This is a genomic window from Amycolatopsis sp. cg13 (assembly GCF_041346965.1).
Lineage (GTDB): Bacteria > Actinomycetota > Actinomycetes > Mycobacteriales > Pseudonocardiaceae > Amycolatopsis.
This window is the reverse complement of record NZ_CP166848.1, coordinates 3,487,587-3,509,723: the sequence shown is the minus strand read 5'-3', so window position 1 is coordinate 3,509,723 and position 22,137 is coordinate 3,487,587. Positions and strand designations below refer to the sequence as shown.

At 70.9% G+C, this 22,137-nt stretch carries 23 protein-coding genes; 10 read left to right on the top strand and 13 right to left on the bottom strand.

Features of this window, described 5'->3' with window-relative positions; genetic code table 11:
• Positions 1-8 precede the first annotated feature (8 nt).
• From AB5I40_RS15955 to AB5I40_RS15940, 4 genes are read left to right on the top strand one after another with little or no spacing between them, the layout of a single operon-like run.
• Positions 9-917 (top strand): ABC transporter ATP-binding protein, encoded by a 909-nt coding sequence (locus tag AB5I40_RS15955; RefSeq protein WP_370939277.1) that lies wholly within the window; start codon positions 9-11, stop codon positions 915-917.
• Positions 914-1,687, top strand: a complete 774-nt coding sequence (locus AB5I40_RS15950) for an ABC transporter permease (protein WP_370939276.1) — start codon at positions 914-916, stop codon at positions 1,685-1,687. The genes AB5I40_RS15955 and AB5I40_RS15950 overlap by 4 nt, the downstream gene beginning before the upstream one ends.
• Before the next feature lie 34 nt (positions 1,688-1,721).
• The gene (locus tag AB5I40_RS15945) at positions 1,722-2,417 is read left to right on the top strand and encodes a response regulator transcription factor (RefSeq protein WP_370940530.1); all 696 of its coding nucleotides are present in this window, start codon (positions 1,722-1,724) and stop codon (positions 2,415-2,417) included.
• Positions 2,418-2,434: 17 nt separating this feature from the next.
• Entirely contained in the window at positions 2,435-3,868 is a 1,434-nt protein-coding gene (locus AB5I40_RS15940) for a sensor histidine kinase (protein ID WP_370939275.1), read from the top strand.
• On the opposite strand, the gene AB5I40_RS15935 is transcribed toward AB5I40_RS15940, so the two are convergent.
• Positions 3,849-4,793, bottom strand: coding sequence for an oxidoreductase (locus tag AB5I40_RS15935; RefSeq protein ID WP_370939273.1), 945 nt, complete (start codon positions 4,791-4,793; stop codon positions 3,849-3,851). The two genes, AB5I40_RS15940 and AB5I40_RS15935, sit on opposite strands and share 20 nt — an antisense overlap.
• Before the next feature lie 19 nt (positions 4,794-4,812).
• Positions 4,813-5,334: a hypothetical protein gene (locus AB5I40_RS15930; RefSeq protein ID WP_370939272.1), complete on the bottom strand. Its 522-nt coding sequence runs from the start codon at positions 5,332-5,334 to the stop codon at positions 4,813-4,815.
• Between the two features lie 133 nt (positions 5,335-5,467).
• Between AB5I40_RS15930 and AB5I40_RS15925 the strand changes: the two genes are divergently transcribed.
• Entirely contained in the window at positions 5,468-6,088 is a 621-nt protein-coding gene (locus AB5I40_RS15925; protein WP_354751052.1) for a TetR/AcrR family transcriptional regulator, read from the top strand.
• A 25-nt stretch (positions 6,089-6,113) separates the two neighbouring features.
• Positions 6,114-7,049, top strand: coding sequence for an LLM class F420-dependent oxidoreductase (locus tag AB5I40_RS15920; protein ID WP_344268423.1), 936 nt, complete (start codon positions 6,114-6,116; stop codon positions 7,047-7,049).
• A gap of 72 nt (positions 7,050-7,121) precedes the next feature.
• Here the strand turns inward: AB5I40_RS15920 and lipB are convergent, their stop codons facing one another.
• From lipB to lpdA, 7 genes are all read right to left on the bottom strand, one after another.
• Positions 7,122-7,865 (bottom strand): lipoyl(octanoyl) transferase LipB, encoded by a 744-nt coding sequence (gene lipB, locus AB5I40_RS15915; protein WP_370939271.1) that lies wholly within the window; start codon positions 7,863-7,865, stop codon positions 7,122-7,124.
• Complete coding sequence (locus AB5I40_RS15910; RefSeq protein WP_370940529.1) at positions 7,862-8,485, bottom strand: phosphatase PAP2 family protein; 624 nt, start codon at positions 8,483-8,485, stop codon at positions 7,862-7,864. The genes lipB and AB5I40_RS15910 overlap by 4 nt, the downstream gene beginning before the upstream one ends.
• Positions 8,486-8,487: 2 nt before the next feature.
• The gene (locus AB5I40_RS15905; protein ID WP_370939270.1) at positions 8,488-9,366 is read right to left on the bottom strand and encodes a TIGR01777 family oxidoreductase; all 879 of its coding nucleotides are present in this window, start codon (positions 9,364-9,366) and stop codon (positions 8,488-8,490) included.
• 15 nt (positions 9,367-9,381) lie between these two features.
• Positions 9,382-9,867 carry an ArsR/SmtB family transcription factor gene (locus AB5I40_RS15900; RefSeq protein WP_370939269.1) on the bottom strand — a complete coding sequence of 162 codons (486 nt, stop codon included), beginning with the start codon at positions 9,865-9,867 and terminating at the stop codon, positions 9,382-9,384.
• A gap of 5 nt (positions 9,868-9,872) precedes the next feature.
• Positions 9,873-10,979, bottom strand: coding sequence for a serine hydrolase (locus AB5I40_RS15895; protein ID WP_370939268.1), 1,107 nt, complete (start codon positions 10,977-10,979; stop codon positions 9,873-9,875).
• A gap of 112 nt (positions 10,980-11,091) precedes the next feature.
• Positions 11,092-12,870, bottom strand: a complete 1,779-nt coding sequence (gene sucB / locus AB5I40_RS15890) for a 2-oxoglutarate dehydrogenase, E2 component, dihydrolipoamide succinyltransferase (RefSeq protein WP_370939267.1) — start codon at positions 12,868-12,870, stop codon at positions 11,092-11,094.
• A gap of 55 nt (positions 12,871-12,925) precedes the next feature.
• On the bottom strand, positions 12,926-14,299 hold the full coding sequence (lpdA, locus tag AB5I40_RS15885) for a dihydrolipoyl dehydrogenase (protein WP_370939266.1): 1,374 nt from the start codon (positions 14,297-14,299) through the stop codon (positions 12,926-12,928).
• 193 nt (positions 14,300-14,492) lie between these two features.
• Here lpdA and AB5I40_RS15880 point away from each other — a divergent pair, with 193 nt between their 5' ends.
• The gene (locus tag AB5I40_RS15880; protein ID WP_370939265.1) at positions 14,493-14,840 is read left to right on the top strand and encodes an oxidoreductase; all 348 of its coding nucleotides are present in this window, start codon (positions 14,493-14,495) and stop codon (positions 14,838-14,840) included.
• 492 nt (positions 14,841-15,332) lie between these two features.
• Here AB5I40_RS15880 and AB5I40_RS15875 read toward each other — a convergent pair whose 3' ends face one another.
• Positions 15,333-16,316, bottom strand: coding sequence for an SMI1/KNR4 family protein (locus AB5I40_RS15875; RefSeq protein WP_370939264.1), 984 nt, complete (start codon positions 16,314-16,316; stop codon positions 15,333-15,335).
• Between the two features lie 79 nt (positions 16,317-16,395).
• Positions 16,396-17,898, bottom strand: coding sequence for a leucyl aminopeptidase (locus AB5I40_RS15870; RefSeq protein WP_370939263.1), 1,503 nt, complete (start codon positions 17,896-17,898; stop codon positions 16,396-16,398).
• A 102-nt stretch (positions 17,899-18,000) separates the two neighbouring features.
• On the opposite strand from AB5I40_RS15870, the gene AB5I40_RS15865 reads away from it, so the two are divergent.
• Both AB5I40_RS15865 and AB5I40_RS15860 read left to right on the top strand, forming a co-directional pair.
• Positions 18,001-18,858, top strand: a complete 858-nt coding sequence (locus tag AB5I40_RS15865) for a sulfatase (RefSeq protein ID WP_370939262.1) — start codon at positions 18,001-18,003, stop codon at positions 18,856-18,858.
• Positions 18,851-19,474, top strand: a complete 624-nt coding sequence (locus tag AB5I40_RS15860; protein ID WP_370939261.1) for a DUF402 domain-containing protein — start codon at positions 18,851-18,853, stop codon at positions 19,472-19,474. The genes AB5I40_RS15865 and AB5I40_RS15860 overlap by 8 nt, the downstream gene beginning before the upstream one ends.
• 1 nt (position 19,475) lies before the next feature.
• On the opposite strand, the gene AB5I40_RS15855 is transcribed toward AB5I40_RS15860, so the two are convergent.
• Positions 19,476-19,778, bottom strand: a complete 303-nt coding sequence (locus AB5I40_RS15855) for a hypothetical protein (RefSeq protein WP_370939260.1) — start codon at positions 19,776-19,778, stop codon at positions 19,476-19,478.
• A gap of 96 nt (positions 19,779-19,874) precedes the next feature.
• Between AB5I40_RS15855 and AB5I40_RS15850 the strand changes: the two genes are divergently transcribed.
• Positions 19,875-20,978 carry a branched-chain amino acid aminotransferase gene (locus AB5I40_RS15850; RefSeq protein ID WP_370939259.1) on the top strand — a complete coding sequence of 368 codons (1,104 nt, stop codon included), beginning with the start codon at positions 19,875-19,877 and terminating at the stop codon, positions 20,976-20,978.
• Between the two features lie 67 nt (positions 20,979-21,045).
• Here AB5I40_RS15850 and cobT read toward each other — a convergent pair whose 3' ends face one another.
• Positions 21,046-22,116: a nicotinate-nucleotide--dimethylbenzimidazole phosphoribosyltransferase gene (gene cobT / locus AB5I40_RS15845; protein WP_370939258.1), complete on the bottom strand. Its 1,071-nt coding sequence runs from the start codon at positions 22,114-22,116 to the stop codon at positions 21,046-21,048.
• Between the last annotated feature and the right edge of the window lie 21 nt (positions 22,117-22,137).

Below are 22,137 nucleotides of genomic sequence, written 5' to 3'. Positions count from 1 at the left end.
TCGCCGGCATGACAGCGATCGAAGTACGCGGGCTCACGAAACGCTACGGGCCCGACACCGTGGTGGACGACCTGTCGTTCACCGTCGAGCCCGGCCAGGTCACCGGGTTCCTCGGGCCGAACGGGGCGGGCAAGTCCACGACCCTCAAGATGATCACCGGCCTCGCCGCGCCGTCCGGCGGGTCGGTGACGATCGGCGGGCTGCGGTACCGGGACCTGCCGGTTCCGCTCACCGAGGTCGGCGCGCTCCTGGACGCGGGTGCGGTGCACGGAGCCCGCAAGGCGCGTGACCATCTCCTCGCACTCGCGGCGAGCAATCGGTTGCCGCGGCGTCGGGTCGACGAAGTGCTCGCCCGTACCGGCTTGGAGAGCGTGGCCGGACGGAGAGCGGGCGGGTTTTCGCTCGGGATGCGGCAGCGGCTCGGGCTCGCGGCGGCGTTGCTCGGCGACCCCCGGGTGCTGATTTTCGACGAACCGGTGAACGGCCTCGACCCCGAGGGCATCCGCTGGATCCGGAACTTCATGCGCTCGCTGGCCCGCGAAGGCCGCGCGGTGCTGGTGTCCAGTCATCTCATGAGCGAGATGGCGCAGACCGCCGACCATCTGGTGGTCATCGGCCGGGGAAAGCTGCTCGCCGACACCGCGACCCACGAGCTGGCCGGTCAGGAGGGGACGGTGCTCGTCCGCACGTCCGATCCGGACGGGTTCACGCGGCACCTGCTCGCCGCCGGGGCCAACGTGCGGGACGGTGCCGGGCGCGCGCTGGTCGTGTCCGGCCTGACCAGCGACGAGGTCGGAAAACTGGCCGCCTACCACGGGGTCGCGCTCAGCGAGCTCACGCCGCAGCAGGTTTCGCTCGAGGACGCGTTCCTCGCGCTCACCGAGGACAGCATCGAGTACCAGGGGGCCGCGGCATGATGATCTCCGGAACCCTCCGGGCGGAGTGGATCAAGCTCCGCAGTCTGCGTTCTACCTGGTACACCGTGGGCGGCCTGTTCTTCGCCGGGATCGGCATCACCGCGCTGGCGACGTCCTCGGCGAGTGCCGAGTACGCCAAAGCGACGGCCGCGGAACGCGCGGCTTGGGACCCGACCAGCCTCAGCCTCAAGTCCTTCATCATCGCGCAGCTGATCATCGGGGTGCTGGGCGTTCTGGTCGTCACGTCGGAGTACGCGACCGGCCTGATCCAGTCGTCGCTCACGGCGACGCCGCGGCGGTCGCGGCTGCTCGCGGCGAAGGTGGTGCTCGCCGCCGCGGTAGCCGTCGTGGCCGGGCAGGTGCTGATGTTCGCCGCTTTCCTGATCGGGCAAGGGTTTCTCGCCGGACAACGGTTGCCGCACGCGAGCCTCGGCGATCCTGGGGTGTTCGGTGCTGTGGCGGGCGGCGGGCTGTATCTCGCCGCGATCGCGCTGCTCGCGGTCGGCCTCGGCACGCTGATCCGGGCGACCGCGGGCGCGTTGGCCGCGCTGGTCGGGATCGTGCTGCTGGTGCCCGCGGTCGCGGGCGTCTTCCCGGACTGGATGCAGTGGCTGTTCGCGTTCTGGCCGTCCAAGGGCGCGGCGGCGATCTTCTCCGTCAAGGTCGATCCGGCGTACCCGGACCCGTGGCTCAACCTCGCCGGTCTGTACGCCGGTGTGGTTGTGGTGCTGGCAGCCGCTTTCGCGGCCTTCCGGCGGCGGGACGTGTGACCGCGGTCTCCGTACGCTGGAGTGCATGGCAGTGATGACGCCCGCGCGTCTGCTGGTGGTCGACGACGAGGCGACCGTGCGGGAGCTGCTGTCCGCGGCGCTGCGGTTCGCCGGGTTCGAGGTGAGGTCCGCGGCGACCGCGGGCGAAGCGGTCGCCGCGGCTGAGCGGGAGCCGCCTGACCTGGTGCTGCTCGACGTGATGCTGCCGGACGCGGACGGTTTCGAGGTCGCCCGGCGCTTGCGCGAACGGCATCGGTCCGGCCGGAGCGGGCCGGTCCCGGTGCTCTTCCTCACCGCCCGCGACCGGCAGGCGGACAAGGTCGCCGGACTGTCGCTGGGCGCCGACGACTACGTGACCAAACCGTTCGACCTCGAAGAACTGATCGCCCGCATCCGCGCGATCCTCCGGCGCACGCAAGGACATCAGGAGGTGGTGAAGGTGGGCGAGCTGGTGCTCGACGCGGACGGCCACCAGGTGACGCGGGCCGGGCAGCCGGTCCGCGTCTCCGCCACCGAGTTCCGGCTGTTGCGGTACCTGATGGAGAACGCCGGGCGCGTGGTGTCGAAGGCGCAGATCCTCGATCGGGTGTGGCAGTACGACTTCGGCGGCGACGCCAGCATCGTCGACACATACATCTCCTATGTGCGGCGCAAGGTCGACACCGGCGATCCCAAGCTGATTCACACCGTGCACGGCGTCGGTTACGTGATGCGGGAACCGCGGCGGTGAGGCATCCGCTGCGCCGGATGTCGTTGCGCACCCGGCTTCTGCTGATCACCGCGGGGCTGTTGCTGGCCGGGCTCACGCTGATCAGCGCCGTCGTCTCGGACAGCCTGGAGCGCTACCAGCTCGACCGGATCGACACCCAGCTGCGCGGTTTCACCGAGCTGATCGCGCGGGTGCCGCCCGGCGGACTGCCCGCCGGAGACGCCCGGACGAAGACGCTCGATCCGGCGCTGGACCTCATCGACGCCCCGTACGTGCTCTATCTGGACGCGAACGGCGCGGTGACCGGCGGGGTCCATTCTTCGCGGCTGGCGGCGGAAACCCTGCCCTCGCCCGAGGATCTGCGGTCGCTTCCCGTCCACGGCGCGCCAGCGGAGCTGCGGGCCGGTTCGGAGCGCTGGCGTGCGGTCGCGGCACCGGCGCCGGGCGGGACCGTGATCGCGGCGGCTCCGCTAGCCGAGGCGGACGCCCTGATCTCCCGGCTGCGGCTCAGCAGCGTGCTGACCGGCTCCGTGCTGCTCGTGCTGCTGACCGGTGCGGGCTGGTTCGCGCTTCGCGGCGGATTGCGTCCGTTGCGCCGGATCGAGCACACCGCGGCGGCGATCGCCGGGGGCGACCTCAGCCGCCGGGTGCCCGGGATCGCCGCGCCAGGAACGGAAATCGGGCGCTTGGCGGGGTCGCTCAACATCATGCTCGGACAGCTGGAGCGCGCCTTCGCCGACCGGACCGCCTCCGAGGCGCGGATGCGGACGTTCGTCGCGGACGTCAGCCACGAACTGCGCACGCCGCTTTTCGGGATCAAGGGCACCGCCGAGCTGTACCGGATGGGCGCGCTCCCCGGACAGTCCGATGTGGACGAAGCCATGCACCGGATCGACCGGGAGGCGGTCCGGCTCGCCGCGCTCACCGAGGACCTGCTTTTGCTTGCCCAGCTTGACGAAGCTCCGGAAGCGCAGCTCGACCGCGCGCCGATGGACTTGCGCACGCTCGCCGGCGACGCCCGGCATTCGTTGCGCGCGCTCGACCCGTCCCGGCCGATCGAGCTGACTGGTCCCGGCGGCGAGGGCGCGCCCGGCCCGGCTCCGGTGAACGGCGACGAGGCGCGGCTTCGGCAGGTTGTCACCAACCTCGTCGGCAACGCCGTCGCGCACACTCCGCCAGGCACCGCGGTCCGCATCGGGGTCGGGACAGTGGACGGCCGGGCGGTGCTGGAGGTGGCCGATGAAGGGCCGGGAATGACTGCGGCGCAAGCGAAACGGGTCTTCGACCGGTTCTACCGCGCGGACCGTTCCCGGGCCAGGACAGCTGGGGCGGATGCGGGTCTCGGGCTGGCGATCGCCCGGTCCCTGACGCGAGCGCACGACGGCGAGCTCGAACTGGAGACCGCCGTGGGCGAGGGTGCGTGCTTCCGGATCGCGCTGCCGTTGCTGGGACTCAGCGCGGATCAGGAGTGACGCCGGTCAGCTCGGCGGTCAGCTCCCACAAGGTGGTCCCGGCTTCCGGATTCCGGGCGGGCGCAAGGGTCCGCACCTTCGTCGGGCGTCCGCGCGCGACGAAGACCGGTCCGATGTAGTCGCCGCCTTCGATGCCGGGGGCGGTTGCGGCGTACAGCTGGGGCAGCGCGCCGCGTTCGACGCGTTGGGCCAGCAGCATTCCGCCGAGCTTGCCCACTTCCCGGAGCGTGGTGCGTACCAAGGGATTCTGGTACGAGCTCGCCATGTTCGTGGTCAGGCCGGTCGCGCTGTAGCCGGGATGCGCCAGCACGCTGAGCACAGTGGAATCCGCCGCGCGGAGGCGTCGGTCCAGCTCGATGCCGAAAGTTTGGTTCGACAGTTTCGCCTGGCCGTACGCGGCTGCCGCACGGTACGGGCGGTGTTCGGCATTCGGATCGTCCAGGTGCAGGTGTGCGCCGAAAGCGGCGACGCTGGAGAGCGTGACGACGCGGCCAGCCGGTGCGCCGCGCAAGGCGGGCATCAGCAGCCAGGTCAGCGCGGCGTGGCCGAGGTGGTTCGTGCCGAACTGCAGCTCGAAACCGTCCGCGGTGCGGCCTTGTGCGGTGGCCATGACGCCGGCGTTGTTCATCAGCACGTCCAGCGCGTCGCCGGTGAGCTCGCGCACGGTCGCGGCGGCTTTCCGGACGGACGCCAGGTCGGCGAGGTCCACGCGGACGAGTTCGGGTTTGGCTCCCGAAGCCGCGGCGCGGACCTGGGCGAGCGCGGTTTCGCCGCGCTCCGGCGAGCGGCAGCCGAGCAACACGCGGGCGCCGTGTGCGGCAAGGACTTCCGCCGAACGCAGGCCGAGGCCGGAATTCGCTCCGGTGATCAGGACGGTCCGGCCGCTCTGGTCGGGGATCCGGGCCTCGGTCCAGCGTTCGTTCATCGGGTCAGCTAACTACACGTCAGGCACTCGGCGCGAGCAGGCGCATCAGATGCCCGACCGGGCCGCGCCTGCGGACCGGGCCCGCGTCTCCGGCGCGCATCAGCGCGTCGAGCGTGCGCCCGACCTTGACGATCTCGTCGGCCGGCTCGCCCGGCTCGGCGAGACCGGCGGTGAGCGCCAGCGTGTGCAGTTCGATGCGGTGCAGCGGTTCCAGCGCGGGGCAGCGCTCCAAAGCGCCGTCCAGCACCGCGCGCAGGTCTTCGTGGTCGTGCTGCGCCTGCCGCCACGCGCGAGTGACGGCGTCGACCTGGTCGCCGGGCAGATCCGCCTCGTCGGGATCGGCGAACTCGGCCCGCAGGTAGCCGCTGAGCAGCTGCGTCCACTTGTACTGCAGTGCCAGCAACAGGTTTTCTTCGGTGCCGAACTCTTCGGCGGCACCCGGGATTTCGGCCAGCGAAAGCGGCGCTTGCGGTGCGCGCCTCGCCTGGCGGACAGCGGCATCGAGGATCTCTCGCCGCCGGTAGAAGTCGGTCCAGCTCATGGTTGTGGCTCCCCTTCCGTGACCCGGGTCATACTGCCAGTCTGCGGCATACTCCCGGTACGGACCTGACGCAGCCAACATACCACGGGTATGGTCCGGCGGGCCCCGGCGTAAGGTTGTGAGCGTGCCGACAATGAGGTCCCGACGACTCGACTACTCCGAGTCGACCCGCTCCGCCCTGGTCGACAGCGCGGTCGAACTGTTCACCAAACGCGGATACGCGGGCACCTCGCTCGACGAGGTCGCCAAACGCGCCCGGGTCACGAAAGGCGCGCTGTACCACCATTTCAGCGGAAAGCAGGCGCTCTTCGAGGCCGCGTTCGAACAGGTCGAAAGCCTGGTCTACGACCGGCTGCAGAAGATCATGACCGGGGACGGCGAGCCGTGGGAGCGCGCGATGGGCGGGCTGCAGGCGTTCATCCGCAGCTGCCTCGACCCGTCGTACCAGCGGATCGCCATCCACGAGGGACCGGTCGTGATGGGCTGGGAACGCTGGCGCGAGGCCGAGGAACAGTCCAGCTTCGGGCTCGTGCGGTCCGGGCTGCAGCTGCTCGTCGACGCGGGCGAGGTGGAGCCGGTGCCGGTCGACCTGACCGCGCGGCTGTTGTTCGGCGCGCTGTCGAGCGCGGCCACCGAGATCGCGGGCGCGGCCGACCCGAAGAAGGTCGGGGCCGAGATCGAGGACGTCATCATGCGGATGCTGTTCCGGCTGCGCCGTCCGGCCGCCGACCAGGAACGGCCCGCCGCGGGCTGATCGTTTCGCCGTTAGGCTGGCGGACATGGACTTGAGGATCTTCACCGAACCCCAGCAGGGGGCGAGCTACGACGACCTGCTGCGGGTCGCGCGGACCACTGAGGCCGCGGGCTACGACGCGTTCTTCCGCAGCGACCACTACCTCAAGATGGGCAGCGCGGACGGCCTTCCCGGGCCGACCGACGCGTGGATCACCCTCGCCGGCCTCGCCCGCGAGACCGAGCGGGTCCGGCTCGGCACGCTCGTCACCGCGGCCACCTTCCGCCACCCCGGCCCGCTCGCGATCTCGGTCGCGCAGGTGGACCAGATGTCCGGCGGGCGCGTGGAATTCGGCATCGGCACCGGCTGGTACGACGACGAGCACACCGCCTACGGCCTCACCCTGCCGCCGCTCAAGGAGCGCTTCGACCGCTACGCCGAGCAGCTCGCGGTGATCACCGGCCTGTGGAAGACCCCGGCGGGGGAGAAGTTCTCCTACTCCGGCGACTACTACACGCTCGCTGACTCGCCCGCGCTGCCGAAGCCCGCGCAGTCGCCCGCGCCGCCGGTGATCATCGGCGGCGGCGGCAAGAAGCGCACCCCGGCGCTGGCCGCGCAGTACGCCGACGAGTTCAACCTGCCGTTCGTGGACGCCGAAACCGCGCTCGCGCAGTTCGAGCGCGTGGACGCGGCGGCGGAGGCGATCGGTCGCAACCCCAAGGAGATCCTGCGCTCGGTCGCGCTCGTGCTGGCGGCGGGCCGGGACGAGGCCGAGGTCGCGCGCCGGGCGTCCGCGATCGGCCGGGAGACCGACGAACTGCGGGCCAACGGCCTGGCCGGGACCGCGGCGGAGATCGTGGACCGGATCGGGCAGTGGCGGGAGAAGACCGGGATCACCCGGCTGTACCTGCAGGTGCTCGACCTGTCCGACCTCGACCACATCGAGTTCGTGGCCTCCGAGGTCGCGCCTCAGCTGGACTGAGCCGCCGAAAGTACGTGAGGGGAACCCTGAGGGAATCAGATTCCCTCAGGGTTCCCCTCACGTACGGTCAGGTCAGTTTTGCAGGGCGAAGGTGACGCCGGGGGCCTTCGGGGCCTCCGGACGCGGCAGCCAGCGGTCGTCGCTCACCGGCAGTTCGCCTTCGAGCGCGGCCAGCACCAGCTCCTTCGCCAGCGGCAGGACCTCGGCGACCGGAACGTCGCGCTGCAGCTCGTACGACAGCGAGGTGACGCCCGCATCGCGGATGCCACAGGGCACGATGTTGTCGAACGCGGCCAGGTCGGCGTTGCAATTCAGCTCGAACCCGTGCATCGTCACGCCGCGCTGGACACGGATGCCGATCGCGGCGATCTTGCGCTCGATGCCGCGTTCGTCGGCCGGGATCCACACGCCGCTGCGGCCCTCGACGCGGCCGGTGCGCACGCCGAACCGGTCGCACACCGCGATCAGCGCCTCCTCGAGACGCCGCACGTAGTGCATGACGTCGATCGGGTCGGCGAGCTTCAGGATCGGGTAGCCGACCAGCTGGCCGGGGCCGTGCCAGGTGATCTTGCCGCCGCGGTCGACGTCGATCACCGGGGTGCCGTCGACCGGCCGGTCCTCGGGTTCGGTGCGCTTGCCCGCGGTGTAGACCGACGGGTGCTCCAGCAGCAGCATGGTGTCCGGCCCGGTCTCGTCCGCGCGCGCGGCGAGGATCTCCCGCTGCAGGTCCCAGGCCTCGGTGTAATCGATCGTCCCGACCTCGCGCACGACCAGGGGTTCGGTGGCGATACGACAGCTTGCGCTCGAAGAACTCACTCGTCGAGGCTACGCCTTCCGCCCGCCGGAAAGGGGATCAGCCGGAGTGCGGTCGCTGACACCAGACCCACGCCGAGCACCGCGAGCACGGCCCCGACAGTGTCGGTCACCCAGTGCACGCCGAGCACGATCCGGCAGGCCGCGGCCAGCACGGTCGCGGCGGCCGAAATCCAGATCGCCCATCGCACGAACCGCGGCCGGAGCCAGGCGCAAAGCAGGACCACGACCAGGCCGGTCGTCGCGACGGAAACGACGTGGCCGCTGGGATAGCTCAGATCCGGGTACACGCGCGGGCGCTGCCGCTGGAACACCGGCTTGAACGCCAGGCTCGTCAGCCGGCACAGCAGAAGCACCACGGCGAGCCGTACGCAGAGCGAGAACTGCGACCGGTCCCGCAGCACGATCGCCAGCAGCACCACGCCGAGCACATACGGCAGAACCGGGCCGAAGACGTTCGTCACCACACCCGCGATCTGGCCCGCCGGGCGAGTGTCCTGTCCTTGCAAGGCAGTGGCGACCTCGAGGTCGAGCTGCAGCGGCTGCCGGTCCACCAGCAACCCGAGCCAGAGGAACGCGGCGAACAGCACCACCCCGGTGACGATCCACCGGACGCGCGGCATCGTCACGTCGCCGCGGCGAGCGCGCTGTCGACGGTGCGGTGCCGGAATTCGTAACCGCTTGCCTCAAGCTTCCGGGGCACCGCGCGCTGCCCGTACAACGCCATCTCTTCGGCGGCTTGGCCGAGGGCGATCTTCATCGCGATTTCCGGCACCCACCACGGCGCTGGCCGGTGCACGGCGTGGCCGAGGGCGTGGGTGAACTCGGCGTTGGTGACCGGGATCGGGCCGGTGAGATTGACCGGACCGGACAGCGTGTCGTGCTCCAGGATGTGCACGAGTGCGCCGATTTCGTCGTCCAGCGCGATCCACGGCATGTACTGGCTGCCGTCGCCGAGCCGTCCGCCGAGCGCGAAGCGGAAGAGCGGGCGCAGCACGTCGAGCAGACCGCCTTGCCGCGCGAGGACGAGACCGGTGCGGATCGAGACCACCCGGGCCTTCGCCGCCGCGACGGTCGCGGCCTCCCACTCGGTGCACATCTCGGCGAGGAAACCGTTGCCGGCCTTGGTGTTCTCATCGACCACAGTGGACCCGGAGTTGCCGTAGTAACCCACGGCGGACGCGTTCACCAGTACGCCGATGCCGTGTTCGGCCACCGCTTCGGCGAGCACTTCGGTCGGCTCCACGCGGCTGTCGAGCAGCTGCTGCTTGCGCATTCCGCTCCAGCGGCCGGGCAACAACGGCGCGCCGCACAGGTTCACCACCGCGTCGATGCCGTCGAACGCGCCGTCGTCGATCCGTCCCGACGGCGGGTCCCAGCCGCTCTCGTCGGCGGCCCGCGCGGTGCGCCGCACCAGCCGGCGCACTTCGTGCCCGGATTCGCGCAGCCGTCCGGTCAATGCGGTGCCGAGGAGACCGCCGGAGCCCGCGATGAGTACCCGCATGCCTCTGATCGTGTCCTATCGGCCGGGCTCGCGCACACCCGGGCGGAGCTGACCGGCGACGTCGGCCGCGGCGGTCAGCAGCACCAGCGCGGGAATCGCGGCGGTCGGCTTGAGCCGGTAGCTGCCGCGGCGGTCCTGCTCGACCAGTCCGGCGGCGGTGAGCGCCTTGAGATGGTGGTAAAGCCGTCCCGGGGAGCTGAGTTCGGCCGCTTCCTGCAGCGCGGCGCCGGTTTGCGCGCCGTCGCGGGCGAGCAGCCGGACGAGCGCGATCCGGTCGGTGTTCGCGAGCGCGGCGAGCACCTCGGCGCGCGGCCCGTCCGGCAGCGAGAGGACCGCGGGCGTGGTGAGCCGGATTTCCCAGCGCAGCTCGGGATCCGTTAATTCACCCTGATAGCCCACGATCCCCTGCGGACCGCCCGGGACGGATTCGGCGGGCCGCCCCTCCAATGCGGCCATCCGGCGTTCGAGCGCCGCGACGCGCTCGGCGAGGTCTTCGGTCATGCGGGTCAGTGTCCCAGCGCGCGCTCCAGGGCTGAGAAGGTGTCCGGGAGGTACAGCGCGTCGACGCACAGCTGGATCAGCACTTGGGCGTACTGGAGATCTTCCGGGGTGCAGTTCTTCAGGAAGATCGTGCTGGTGCCGGGACGACGGTCCGGCCACAGCACGTCGAACCCGAGAACGAGGAATCCTGGAAGGTTTCCGCCCTTGTACAGCAAGGCTTTCGAGCCCGGAGGCTTCTTCGTGACGGGCACGTCGAGGAGTTGCTGGGCGAGGACGGCCGCTCGATCGCGGCTCGTGGCGATTTCGTGGTGCAGTCCGAACAACTGCGCGGCGCTGCCCTGTCCGGTCGCGGCCGACCACGCCATGATCGCTTCCGCGGAGGGCGGCTTCTCGGCGGCGCGGGGGAGTACCTGGGCCCGGAACGACGGGTCGCACGCGAACCGGTTCGAAAGCGCGTCTCCCGCTGCTCGGCGGACCTCGACCGGACTGCCCGGCGGCGGGCAGTACTCGGGGAAATACAGCAGCAACACCTCGCCGCCGAACATCCGGACGTCCGGCATCCGCCAGCCCCCGCGGGCCGCGGCTTCCCGCAGCGCGCGGTCGCCGAGCCGGGAGCGCAGGTAGTCGGCCGCGGAGTTGTCGCTGACCAAGATCATCGTCTGCGCGATGCTCCGCAACGGCACGCGCTGATCCGGGTCTTTCGCAACGCCGTACTCGTCGCACGGGATTCCCAGGTAGGTCAACGCGTTCAGGTGGTTTCCATGGCCGACCGGGCCGTCGCCGATGTACGGATGCCGCGCGCCCCAATCGCCGACGCGCACCTGTTCGGCCGGATCGAGCTGTCCCCGCGCGACCGCGGTCGTGTAGGCGAGCAGATGTACGACCTTGATCGCGGACGCGACGGTGAGCGATCGGTCCGGGAGATGGCTGAACCGGCGGCCGGTGCCGTCGGCGAAAACCGCCGACACGTCGCCTCGGCGCGCCGCGAGCCGGGCGAGCCAGCCTTCGGGAGTGGATTGGTCCGGAGGATCGGCCAGCGCCAGCGAGGGCAGGACAAAAGTGGCGGCCCCCGCTGCTGCGACCGACGTGAGCAAGCTTCGTCGAGTGAGCATGCCGGTCAGCTTACTCCGGTATTCCGGAATTCCGGATAAGCCGTAAGTCGTCAACGCGAAAGCCCCCGCACCCGGGCGGGTGCGGGGGCCTACGGCCGAGGGGGTTACCGGATCAGAGACCCAGTTCGTCCTCGAAGTTGCCCTCTTCCAGCCGCTGCTTGATCGTGGTCAGGAAGCGGCCGGCGTCCGCGCCGTCGACCAGGCGGTGGTCGTAGGTCAGCGGCAGGTACGCCATCGAGCGGACCGCGATGGTGTCGTTGCCCTCGGCGTCGGCCACGACGACCGGGCGCTTCACCACGGCGCCGGTGCCGAGCATGCCCGACTGCGGCTGCACGATGATCGGCGTGTCGAACAGGGCCCCGTTGGAGCCGATGTTCGTGACGGTGAAGGTGCCGCCGATCAATTCGTCCGGCTTGATCTTGTTGGCCCGGGCCCGCGCCGCCAGGTCGGCGATGCGGTGCGCGAGACCGGCGAGGCTCAGCTCGCCCGCGTCGTGGATCACGACCGAGAGCAGGCCGCGCTCGGTGTCCACCGCGATGCCCAGGTGCACGGCGCCGTGGTAGGTGATCTCCTTCGTGTCCTCGTTGTAGGACGCGTTGACGTTCGGGTGCTGCTTGAGCGCCTCGACCGTCGCCTTGGCGAAGAACGGCAGGAACGTGAGGTTGACGCCCTCGCGCTCCTTGAACGCCGCCTTCGCGCGCTGGCGCAGCTTGGCGATCTTGGTGACGTCCACCTCGTGCACCTGCGTGAGCTGCGCGGAAACCTGCAGCGACTCGCGGGTCTTGGTGGCGGTGATCTGCCGGATCCGGCTCGCCTTCTGCACGGTGCCGCGCAGAGCGGCGACCTCCGGCGAAACCGCGGCGGCGCGCGGCGCGGACGGAGCAGCGGCGGCGGCCGGAGCGGACGGGGCGGCGGCAGCCGGGGCCGGAGCCGCCTTCTGCTTGGCCTCGGCCGCGGCGAGCACGTCCTGCTTGCGGATACGGCCGCCGACTCCGCTGCCGGTCAGCGACGCGAGGTCGATGCCGTGCTCGGAGGCGAGCTTGCGCACCAGCGGCGTGACGTACGGGCCGTCCGCGGAGCCGTTGTCCGCCGGAGCCTGTGCGGCCGGAGCGGGCTTGCTTTCCTGGGCCGGAGCCGGAGCGGCAGGCGCGGGGGCCGGAGCCGCCGGGGCCGGAGCGGGCTTGCTCTCCTGCACCGGGGCCGGAGCGGGTTCCGGAGCCGGGGCGGGCTTGCTCTCCTGGGCGGGCGCGGCGGCCGGGGCGGCGTTCGCGTCGCCGATGACCGCGAGCACTCCGCCGACCTCGACGGTCTCGTCCTCGCCCGCGCGGATCTCCAGCACGGTGCCGGCGACCGGCGACGGGACCTCGGTGTCGACCTTGTCGGTGGAGATCTCGAGCAGCGGCTCGTCGACCTCGACGGACTCGCCGACCTGCTTCAGCCAGCGGGTGACGGTGCCCTCGGTGACGCTCTCGCCCAGCTCGGGCAGCTTCACCTCGGTGCCCGACCCGCCCGCGGCCGGAGCGGTGTCCGGCTGCGACGGAGCGGATTCGGCCGGGGCGGCCGCCGCGGCGGGAGCAGGGGCTTCCTGCTGCTGCGGGGCGGGCTCCGGCTCGGCCTGCTGGGCCGGCGCGGAGGACTCGGGCACGCCGCCGGTGCCGTCGTCGATCACCGCCAGCTCGCCGCCGACCTCGACGGTGTCGTCTTCCTTGGCGCTGATCTTCACGACCGTGCCGGCGACCGGCGACGGTACTTCGGTGTCGACCTTGTCGGTCGAGATCTCGAGCAACGGCTCGTCGACCTCGACGGTGTCGCCCTCCTGCTTCAACCACCGGGTGACGGTTCCCTCGGTGACGCTCTCGCCGAGCTCCGGCAGCGTGACGGAGTAGGCCATTGTTCGCTGGCTCCCTTGATCGCTAAGACGTGGTCTGGATTGTGCTGGTTGCGCGTCAGCTGTGCACGTGCAGCGGCTTGCCCGCGAGGGCGAGGAACGCTTCGCCGAGTGCCTCGGTCTGCGTGGGGTGCGCGTGGATCAGCGGGGCGACGTCCTCCGGGAACGCCTCCCAGCTGTAGATCAGCTGCGCTTCGCCGATCAGCTCGCCGACCCGGTCGCCGACCATGTGCACGCCGACGACGGGGCCGTCCGGCACCTTCACCAGCTTCACGCCGCCGGAGGTCTTGAGGATCTGGCTCTTGCCGTTGCCGCCGAGGTCGTACGTGAACGTGGTGACGTCCGAGCCGTACTTCTCCTTGGCCTGGGCCTCGGTGAGCCCGACGGACGCGACCTCGGGGTGCGAGTAGGTGACGCGCGGGATGCCGCGCTCGTCGATGGCGCGCGGGTTCAGGCCGGCGATCTCTTCGGCCACGAAGATGCCCTGCTGGAAGCCGCGGTGCGCGAGCTGAAGGCCCGGCACGATGTCGCCGACCGCGTACACGTTCGGCAGGTTGGTGCGCAGCCGGTCGTCGGTGAGCACGAAGCCGCGGTCGATCTGCACGCCCGCCTCTTCGTAGCCGTGCCCGGCCGAGTTCGGGCCGCGGCCGACGGCGACGAGCAGCAGGTCGGCTTCCAGCGTCTCGCCGGACTCCAGCGACACGCTGACGCCGTTGTCGTCCTGCTTCGCGCCGGTGAACCGGACGCCGGTCTTGAAGCCGATCTTGCGGCGGCGGAACGCGCGCTCGAGCTGCTTGGAGGCGTACTCGTCCTCGTTCGGGACCAGCCGCGGGAGCGCCTCGACCACGGTGACGTCGACCCCGAAGGAGGCCCACACGCTGGCGAACTCCACGCCGATCACGCCGCCGCCGAGCACGACGACCTTCTTCGGCACGTAGTCCAGCGTCAGCGCCTGCTCGCTCGCGATGATGCGGCCGCCGAGCTCGAGGCCGGGCAGGGTGCGCGAGTACGAACCGGTGGCGAGGATGACGTTCTTGCCGGTGTACCGGGTGCCGTCGACCTCGACGGTGGTGCCGCCGACGAACCGGCCGGTGCCCTCGACGAGGTTCACCTTGTGCGCCTTGGCCAGGCCCTGGAGGCCCTTGTACAGCCGGGAGACGATGCCGTCCTTGTACTTGTTCACCCCCGCGATGTCGATGCCCTCGAACACGGCCTTGACGCCGAAGGTCTCGGCGTCGCGGGCCTCGTCGGCGACCTCGGCGGCGTGCAGCAGGGCCTTGGTCGGGATGCAGCCCCGGTGGAGGCAGGTCCCGCCCAGCTTGTCCTTCTCGATCAGCGTGACGGAAAGGCCCAGCTCGGCCGCGCGGAAGGCCGCGGCGTAGCCGCCCGATCCGCCTCCCAGGATCACGAGGTCGGCGGAGGTGTCGCTCACTTCAATAACTCCTCGGCAGCGATAGGGGTGAAGCTTCGGTCGCCGCGGCACCCGGTATAAACGCGCGCGCGACAACAGCCATCTTGTCACTACGCCGATCGGCGTTGCGACCTAGCCGGGCCAAGGCGGCGCTGCGACACCGGCCACACGCGCCACCGGGAATAATGGAGTCCGGACTCTCACCTGAAGAAAGGTGGTCGAAGTGGGGATCTTCGACTCGTTGCGCCGCCGCGGCAGACGCGGCCCGTCCGCCGGAGCAAGCCGCTCCGGAGGCCAGGTCGACACCCGCTACCTGCAGGAATGGGCTGCCGCGCGACGCGGAGTGGAAGCCTTCGTCGAGCCGAAAACCACGGTGACCGACACCACTGTGGTGCTCGTCGCGCACGACGGCGAATGGACCCGGAGGCGGATCGGGAGTTTCGATGCCGCGCAGCGGTTCGGGCACAAGAACACGATCCCGGTGTACGAGGTGGCGCGGGTTGGTTACCCGCAGCGCATGCGGGATTACACCGAACGGCAGAAGCGTCGGCCGGGTAGTTGAGGTGGGTGCTCGCTGTCGGTAGCCGGGGTGCTTTCTTGGGGGCGGCTCGTCGCCTGGCGGCGACATTGCCGCTTTGGGCGACCCCCCCACCCCCGAAGCTCCATTGTGCTGACGGTTCGGGGGTGCTTGTCAAGGCGGGAAAGATGCCTTGACAAGCACCCCCGAACCGCAGGGCGGCTTCGGATCGGGGTTGGGGGCGGTGTGGGTGCCTCGATCGTTGGGTGCATCGGTGCGGTTCGCGGTGGGCTTGGGCTAGCGCCCCAATGTGGCGTTGGGTGCATGTGACGCACCGAATGCCGCGTTGGGTGCATGCGACGCACCCAATGCCGCATTGGGGCGCGTCGCGGCGGGGCGGGCGGTCCGTGAAGGGCTCATTGAGGGAATCTGATTCCGTGAAGGGGTCCCTCACGGCCTGCGACGGGTCGTGAGGGGAACCCTGAGGGAATCTGGGTACGTGAGGGTTCCCCGCACGGACTTCAGTGGGTGGGTGAGTCAGGCGCTCGCTTCCAGTAGCCGGTGGTGGTGTTCCAGCAGTGCGCGGAACGAGTCGTGCGCGGTGCTGCCGTAGGTGAGGTCCACTTCGACCGTTCGCCAGCTTTCGCCGGTGTGGGTGAGCAGGATTGTCGCGGGGTCGGAGACGATCACGACGGTGCCGTCGGCGCGGAGTTCGCGGGCGGGCAGCAGGCGCGGGAACACGACGTCTGCGGGCAGTCCGTCCGCGATTGCCAGGAATTCCCGGTAGTCGTCGGGCAGGCGGAAGCCGAGGCGTTCTTCGGTCGCGGCGAGGTCGGTCGGCGACGCTGGCGCGGGGGCGCGTTGCCCGCGCAACCGGAGGATCGCCGCGATCAGTTCCGGGAGCGTGCCCGGGCCGGTCGGATGGCGTTCACGCAGTGCGGCGATCAGTGCGCCCGCGCATTGGTCCGGCCACTCCGTGCCTAGGCCGAGCGGATCCGCGCCCGCGACCAGTCGGGCGGCGAGCGGGCGGGTGGCGGCTAGCGTCGCGACGTCTGGGGTCGGGTGGGTTTCCACGAGTGCGGCCCACGTGTCGAGGTCGGCGGCGGCCAGTGCGTCGCGCACTGGATCCGGTTGTTCCGGGGCGAGCGCGGAGACGACGCCGGCGACGGGCGAGCCGTCGAAGAGACCGTCCAAATCGGACGCTCGACGGGCGAGAAGTGCTTGGTGGGCTTGCTCTTCCGCGTCCAGGTCTAGGGGGACGAGGGCGTCTGCCCATTGTGGACGGCCGCCGCGCGCCTCGAAGAGCATTGCCCAGGCGCGGGCGCGCACCGCGTCGTCGGCGAGGGCGGACGTCGGGCGGCCGGTCACCGCGTGCCATTGCGTGACAAGGCGATCCGCGGCATCGGACGCGCCTGCGGTCGCCAGGAGGAGTGCGGCGTGGCCGATCCGGCGGTCAGCGGCGGCCTCGTCGGCGGTGAGTACGTCGCGGACGGCGGTCTCGAGGTAGTCGTCGCGCTGCATGAACGCGAGCGTGCCACAAAGCCGCGGACACGACGGAGGCCCCGCACCGGGTGTGGTGCGGGGCCTCCGGGCAAAAGGGTCAGCCCTGGTCGGCGATGTCCGCCAGCACCGCGGCGATGGTGCGGACCGGGACGCCGGTGCCGCCCTTGCCGGTGTAGCCCCACGGGCCGCCGGAGTTGAAGGCCGGGCCCGCGACGTCCAGGTGCACCCACGGCAGGTCCGCGGGCACGAACTCGCGCAGGAAGACGCCCGCGACGAGCATGCCCGCCCATCGCTGGCCGGTGACGTTCGCGATGTCCGCGAGCCGCGAGTCGAGGTCGCCGCGCAGTTCGTCGGGCAGCGGCATCGCCCAGCCGCCTTCGCCGGTGGCCTGCATGATGCCCGCGACGCGGTCGCGGAACTCGTCCGAGCCCATCACGCCGGAGATCCGGTTGCCCAGCGCGACCACCTGCGCGCCGGTCAGCGTGGCGGTCTCGATCAGGTAGTCCGGGTTCTCTTCGGCGGCGCGCACGATCGCGTCGGCCAGCACCAGCCGGCCCTCGGCGTCGGTGTTGAGCACCTCGACGGTCTTGCCGCCGTACATGGTGAGGACGTCGCCGGGGCGGTAGGAGGTGGCCGAGGGCAGGTTCTCCGCGAGCGGGATGTGCGCGGTGACCTCGAGCGGGTACTTCAGCTTCGCGGCCAGCACGACCGACGCGAGCACGGCTGCCGCGCCCGACATGTCGGAGGTCATGTGGTCCATGTTGGCGGCGGGCTTGAGCGAGATGCCGCCCGAGTCGAAGGTGATGCCCTTGCCGACCAGCGCGACCTTCTTGCTCGCCTTCGCCGGCTTCCAGCTGACCCGCAGCAGGCGCGGCGGCCGCGACGAACCGCCGCCGACGCCGAGGATGCCGCCGAAGCCCTTGCGCTTGAGGACCTTCTCGTCGAGCGCCTCGAACTCGAGGCCGTTCGCCTCGGCCAGCTTCTTCGCGCGGTCGGCGAAGGACGCCGGGAAGAGGTCGTTCGGCGGGGTGTTGATCAGGTCGCGGGCGATGATCACCGACTCGGCGATGAACCCGGCCGCCTTGACGGTGGCCTTGTGCTCGCGCGCGGTGCCCTCGGCCGGGCTGACCAGGTCGGCCTTCGCCAGCGGGGCGTCGCCCTTCTCCGAGCGGTACTCGGTGAAGACGTACGCGCCCAGCGCGATGCCTTCGGCGGCGGCGTGCAGGTCGACGGCCGACAGCGTGACGAACGCCCGCTCGGTGCCGCTCAGCGCGCGGGCCGCGGCACCGGCCGCGCGGCGCACCTGCTCGGCGGTGATTTCCCCGTCCTTCGCCTTGCCGAGGCCGACGGCCAGCACGACGCCCGCGGGCAGCTTGCCCAGCGTCGGCAGCTTCACGATCTCCTCGGCCTTGCCGGACGCGCCGAGCGTGCCCAGCACCTCGGCGAGCTTGCCGTCGAACGCCGCGTCGGCGACCTCGGAGCCGGCGGCGAGCGCGAGGCCGTCCTCGCCCTGGAGGGTGCCGATCACGACGACGTCGGCGCGGGTCTTGCCCAATGCCGCACCCGTGTTCTCGGAGAGGGCAAGCTTCGGCACGGTCACTTCTGGCTCCTCGCGACGTCGCGGTGGCGCCGGGCGTTCTGCCCGGTCGATCGTGAGCCATGCTAATGACAAAGCCATCCGGACGGGGGAAGGGGGATCGCGGTGCGGCTCGCGGGAGCACTCCTCGTGACGCTGGCGGCAGGAGCGGCCGGGGCCGGATTTTGGCTGCTCGCCGGGGTCTTGCTCGCCGCGCTGGCCGCGGTGGCGGTCTCCCGGCTGCCCGCGCTCGGCGACGATCCGGCCGCCCGGATCGTCGGCGGATTATCCCGGCTGACACAGATTGTCGTGCTCGCACAGGCCTTCGGCGCATACGTGTTCCCGCTGCGGCCCGGATACGCCGCCGCCGCGCTGGTGGTGTTCGTCGCCGCGGCGGACGTCGCCGGGCTCCGGTTGCCGGATCTGCTGGTCAAGTGGGTAGTGGGCGTGCTGCTGGTCGCGGCGGCGGTGCTGGCGGCGATGTGTCTCGCGGTCGCCCCGGTATCGCAAACGGGCGGATTCGGGACGCCGAACGCGGCCGCGATCGTCGTCGCGGCGTTGTTCCTGCTGCCGTTCCTGATTCCGGAACCAGGGGAACGAAGCACCGGACGTGCGATCGTTCTGGGCCTCGTCGCGGTGATCGTCACCGCGGTCACGCTCTTCCAGCTGGGTCCGGTTCGGCTCGGGTTGTCCGGGACGGCGATGCGGGACCTGCTCTCCGCCGCGGACGCCGGACAGCTCCAGCCGTTGCTCACGGTGATCGCAGTGCTGGCCACTCTTCCCGCTGCATTCACGACTTTCGTCGGTGCGCGACAGCGGTTTGCGCCGTCCGGCGGGGCTCCGGTCGCGGTCGGCGCACTGCTGGCAGCGGCCGCCGCGGCGTTCGTTCCGTTGTTCGCGGTGCTGCTCGCGGCCGGGCTCGGCGCGGTCGCCGAAGTGCTGCTGCGGGTGCGGATTCGTCGCTACCGTGGCGTCCATGACTGAGCACCGCTGGGCGCCGGGACAGACAGTCGTCGAACGTTTCGTCCGCCCGGACGGCAGCATCGGCCAGCATCATCCGCTGCGCGTGCTCTCCGACGACGGCGAGACGCTGCTCGGCTGGCTCCCGCTCGGCACGCCGATCGTCGGCAGCAGGCTCGCGGACGGCCGGTCGCTGCGGGAAGCGCCGCTGGAGCAACGATTTCGCGAGCCGCGCGTGCGGGTGCCGGACGTCTGGCACGGCACCTCGACGCTGCGGCTGATTCCCGACGGCGCCTGGTCGTCGGTGTGGTGGTTTTTCGAGGCGGACGGACGCTTCCGCGACTGGTACGTGAATCTCGAAATCCCGCGCGGGCGCACCGAAACCGGTCCGGATCGGATCGACGGCATTCTCGACCTGGTCGTGACGCCGGGCGCGGGCTGGAAGTGGAAAGACGAGGACGAGGCTGAGGCGGCCGTCGAGGCAGGGCGGCTGACCACCGCTGAACTTGAGCAGTTGCGTGCGGAGGGCGAGCGGATGGGCGCGCTGGCCGAGCGGGGCGCGTATCCGTTCGATGGCACGCACACCGATTTCCGCCCGGACCCGGGCTGGCCCGCTCCGGAGTTGCCCGCCGGGCTCTGACTTACTGGGCCAGCAGGACCAGCGAGATGAACAGCACGATGTTGACGACGAGCAGGATCACCACCGATTTGGTCGGCACGTTCCTGGAGATCACCTGTCCGTGCAGGTTCTTCCACCAGTAGATGCCGAACCCGGCGACGACCAGGCCGAGGAAGAAGCCGAACCCGCTGGAAAGCAGGCCCCAGCCGACCATCCCGAGCATTCCGGCGCCGAAGGTCAGCAGGGCCGCGGTGCCGAAGGTCTTGACGTCCGGCCCGGCTCCCGGCCCGGCTTGGCGTGCTGGTTGAGTGCTCACGCCGTCCATCGTAGTGGGGTGACGCAGCGAGCGCGGGGCAGTGCGGCGAGTAAAACCACAGGACTTCCGACTAACGTGCTTCCGACCAAGCGTTATTGTCTAAGCATGACGACAGCGACGCAGTTCACTCACGTTCCGAACCCGAGCCCCGCGAGTGCTGAACGCGTCGCCGAGGTACTTGCCAAGCCGGGGTTCGGCACGCACTTCACCGACCACATGGTCACCGTGCGCTACAGCACCGAAAAGGGCTGGCACGACGCCAAGGTCGGGCCGTACGAACCGTTTACCCTCGACCCGGCCACGTCCGTGCTGCACTACGGGCAGGCGATCTTCGAGGGCCTCAAGGCCTACCGGCAGCCGGACGGCACGATCGCCGCGTTCCGGCCGGACGCCAACGCACAGCGGTTCCGCGAATCCGCCGAGCGGCTCGCGATGCCGCAGCTGCCGGTGGAGACCTTCGTCGACTCGCTGCGCGAGCTGATCGCCGTCGACGAGCGCTGGGTGCCGACCCGCGAGGGCGATTCCCTGTACCTGCGCCCGTTCATGATCTCCACCTCGGCGGGCCTCGGCGTGAACAGCCCGGCCGACGAGTACGTCTTCGCCGTGATCGCCTCGCCGGCCGGCTCGTACTTCAGCGGCGGCGTGAAGCCGGTCAGCGTGTGGCTGTCCACTGAATACGTGCGCGCGGCCCCCGGCGGCACCGGCGCGGCGAAGTGCGCCGGCAACTACGCGGCGTCCTTCGTGGCGCAGGCGCAGGCCGTCGAAAAGGGCTGCGACCAGGTGGTGTGGCTGGACGCGGTCGAGCGCCGCTGGGTCGAGGAGATGGGCGGGATGAACCTGTTCTTCGTCTTCGGCTCGGGCGACGACGTCCGCGTGGTCACGCCGGAGCTGACCGGTTCGCTGCTGCCGGGCGTCACCCGGAAGTCGTTGCTGCAGCTGGCGAAGGACGCCGGGCACAAGGTCGAGGAGCGCCGGATCTCCACCGACGAGTGGGAGAAGGCGGCCGCCTCGGGCGAGCTGACCGAGGTGTTCGCGTGCGGCACGGCGGCGGTCATCACGCCGGTCGGCCACGTGAAGCACGGCGGCGGCGAGTTCTCGATCTCCGGCGGGAAGCCGGGCTCGGTCACGATGAGCCTGCGCGAGCAGCTCGTCGGGATCCAGGAGGGCACCCGTCCGGCCCCCGCGGGCTGGATGATCCCGCTCAGCTGACGCGCTAGCTGTCCGTGAGGGGAACCCTGAGGGAATCAGATTCCCTCAGGGTTCCCCTCACGGCTTTTCAGGACGAGAGCGGGCCGGAGACGCCGGATTGCTCGTGCGTGGTCATTTCCGCGAGCACGCGGCTGGCCATCATCAGCAGTGGCAGCGCGGTCACCGCGCCGGTGCCTTCGCCGAGGCGGACGTCGAGGTCGAGCAGCGCGCCGAGGTCCAGCTGCTCCAACGCGAGGGCGTGCGCAGGCTCGCCGGTGAGCTGCCCGGACATCCACCAGCGGCGTGCGCCCGGCGCGAGTTCTTCGGCGACGAGCGCGGCGGAGCAGACCACCAGGCCGTCGAGCACCACCGGCGTGCGGCGAACTGCGGCCTGCGCGAGAAATCCCGTCATCGCGGCGATATCGGCGCCCGAGGACGTCCGCAGCAGCGCGAGCGGGTCCGCCAGCACCGCACGGGCCCGGCGCAGCGCGTCGCGCACCGCGGCGGCCTTGCGCATCCAGGTGTTGTCGTCGATGCCCGAGCCCCGGCCGACCACGGCGACCGGCTCGCTGCCGGTCAGCGCCGCGACCAGCACCGACGCCGGGGTGCTGTTGCCGATGCCCAGGTCGCCCGCGATCAGCAGGTCCGCGCCGCCGTCGACCTCCGCGTCGGCGATCTTGCGGCCGGCGTTGACCGCCGCGCGGACTTCGGCGTCGGTGAGCGCGTCCTCGACGTCGATCGAGCCGGAACCGCGGCGCACCTTGAACTCGCCGATCGACCGCATCGCGGATTCCTCGGTGTCCACGGCCATGTCGACCACGCGCACGCCCGCGCCCGCCGCCGCGGCGAGCACGTTGATCGCCGCGCCGCCGGTCAGCATGGTGCCGACGAGCTGCGACGTGACCTCCCGCGGATACGCCGAGACGCCCTTCTTCGCGATGCCGTGATCTCCGGCGAACACGACGACGCGCGGCCGGGTGAACGGCCGCGGCGGGGCCTGGCCCTGGCACGAGGAGATCCACACGCCCAGCTCTTCCAGCCTGCCGAGCGAGCCCGCGGGTTTGACGAGCTTGTCGTGCAGCGCGATCGCGCCCGACCGGGCCTGGTCGCTCGGCGGTTCGATCTCGCCGAACTCGATGCCCGTTTCGCCGGTGTCCACAGCCAGGTTTCCTTTCGCCGC

Coding starts and splice junctions, on each gene's coding strand:
- AB5I40_RS15955 (WP_370939277.1), top strand. CDS start 9: ATGACAGCGATCGAAGTACGCGGGCTCACGAAACGCTACGGGCCCGAC.
- sucB (WP_370939267.1), bottom strand. CDS start 12,870: ATGGCCTACTCCGTCACGCTGCCGGAGCTCGGCGAGAGCGTCACCGAG.
- AB5I40_RS15940 (WP_370939275.1), top strand. CDS start 2,435: ATGTCGTTGCGCACCCGGCTTCTGCTGATCACCGCGGGGCTGTTGCTG.
- AB5I40_RS15855 (WP_370939260.1), bottom strand. CDS start 19,778: ATGGACGGCGTGAGCACTCAACCAGCACGCCAAGCCGGGCCGGGAGCC.
- AB5I40_RS15935 (WP_370939273.1), bottom strand. CDS start 4,793: ATGAACGAACGCTGGACCGAGGCCCGGATCCCCGACCAGAGCGGCCGG.
- AB5I40_RS15900 (WP_370939269.1), bottom strand. CDS start 9,867: ATGACCGAAGACCTCGCCGAGCGCGTCGCGGCGCTCGAACGCCGGATG.
- AB5I40_RS15920 (WP_344268423.1), top strand. CDS start 6,114: ATGGACTTGAGGATCTTCACCGAACCCCAGCAGGGGGCGAGCTACGAC.
- AB5I40_RS15895 (WP_370939268.1), bottom strand. CDS start 10,979: ATGCTCACTCGACGAAGCTTGCTCACGTCGGTCGCAGCAGCGGGGGCC.
- AB5I40_RS15925 (WP_354751052.1), top strand. CDS start 5,468: ATGAGGTCCCGACGACTCGACTACTCCGAGTCGACCCGCTCCGCCCTG.
- AB5I40_RS15950 (WP_370939276.1), top strand. CDS start 914: ATGATGATCTCCGGAACCCTCCGGGCGGAGTGGATCAAGCTCCGCAGT.
- AB5I40_RS15875 (WP_370939264.1), bottom strand. CDS start 16,316: ATGCAGCGCGACGACTACCTCGAGACCGCCGTCCGCGACGTACTCACC.
- AB5I40_RS15945 (WP_370940530.1), top strand. CDS start 1,722: ATGACGCCCGCGCGTCTGCTGGTGGTCGACGACGAGGCGACCGTGCGG.
- AB5I40_RS15860 (WP_370939261.1), top strand. CDS start 18,851: ATGACTGAGCACCGCTGGGCGCCGGGACAGACAGTCGTCGAACGTTTC.
- AB5I40_RS15910 (WP_370940529.1), bottom strand. CDS start 8,485: ATGCCGCGCGTCCGGTGGATCGTCACCGGGGTGGTGCTGTTCGCCGCG.
- AB5I40_RS15905 (WP_370939270.1), bottom strand. CDS start 9,366: ATGCGGGTACTCATCGCGGGCTCCGGCGGTCTCCTCGGCACCGCATTG.
- AB5I40_RS15850 (WP_370939259.1), top strand. CDS start 19,875: ATGACGACAGCGACGCAGTTCACTCACGTTCCGAACCCGAGCCCCGCG.
- AB5I40_RS15930 (WP_370939272.1), bottom strand. CDS start 5,334: ATGAGCTGGACCGACTTCTACCGGCGGCGAGAGATCCTCGATGCCGCT.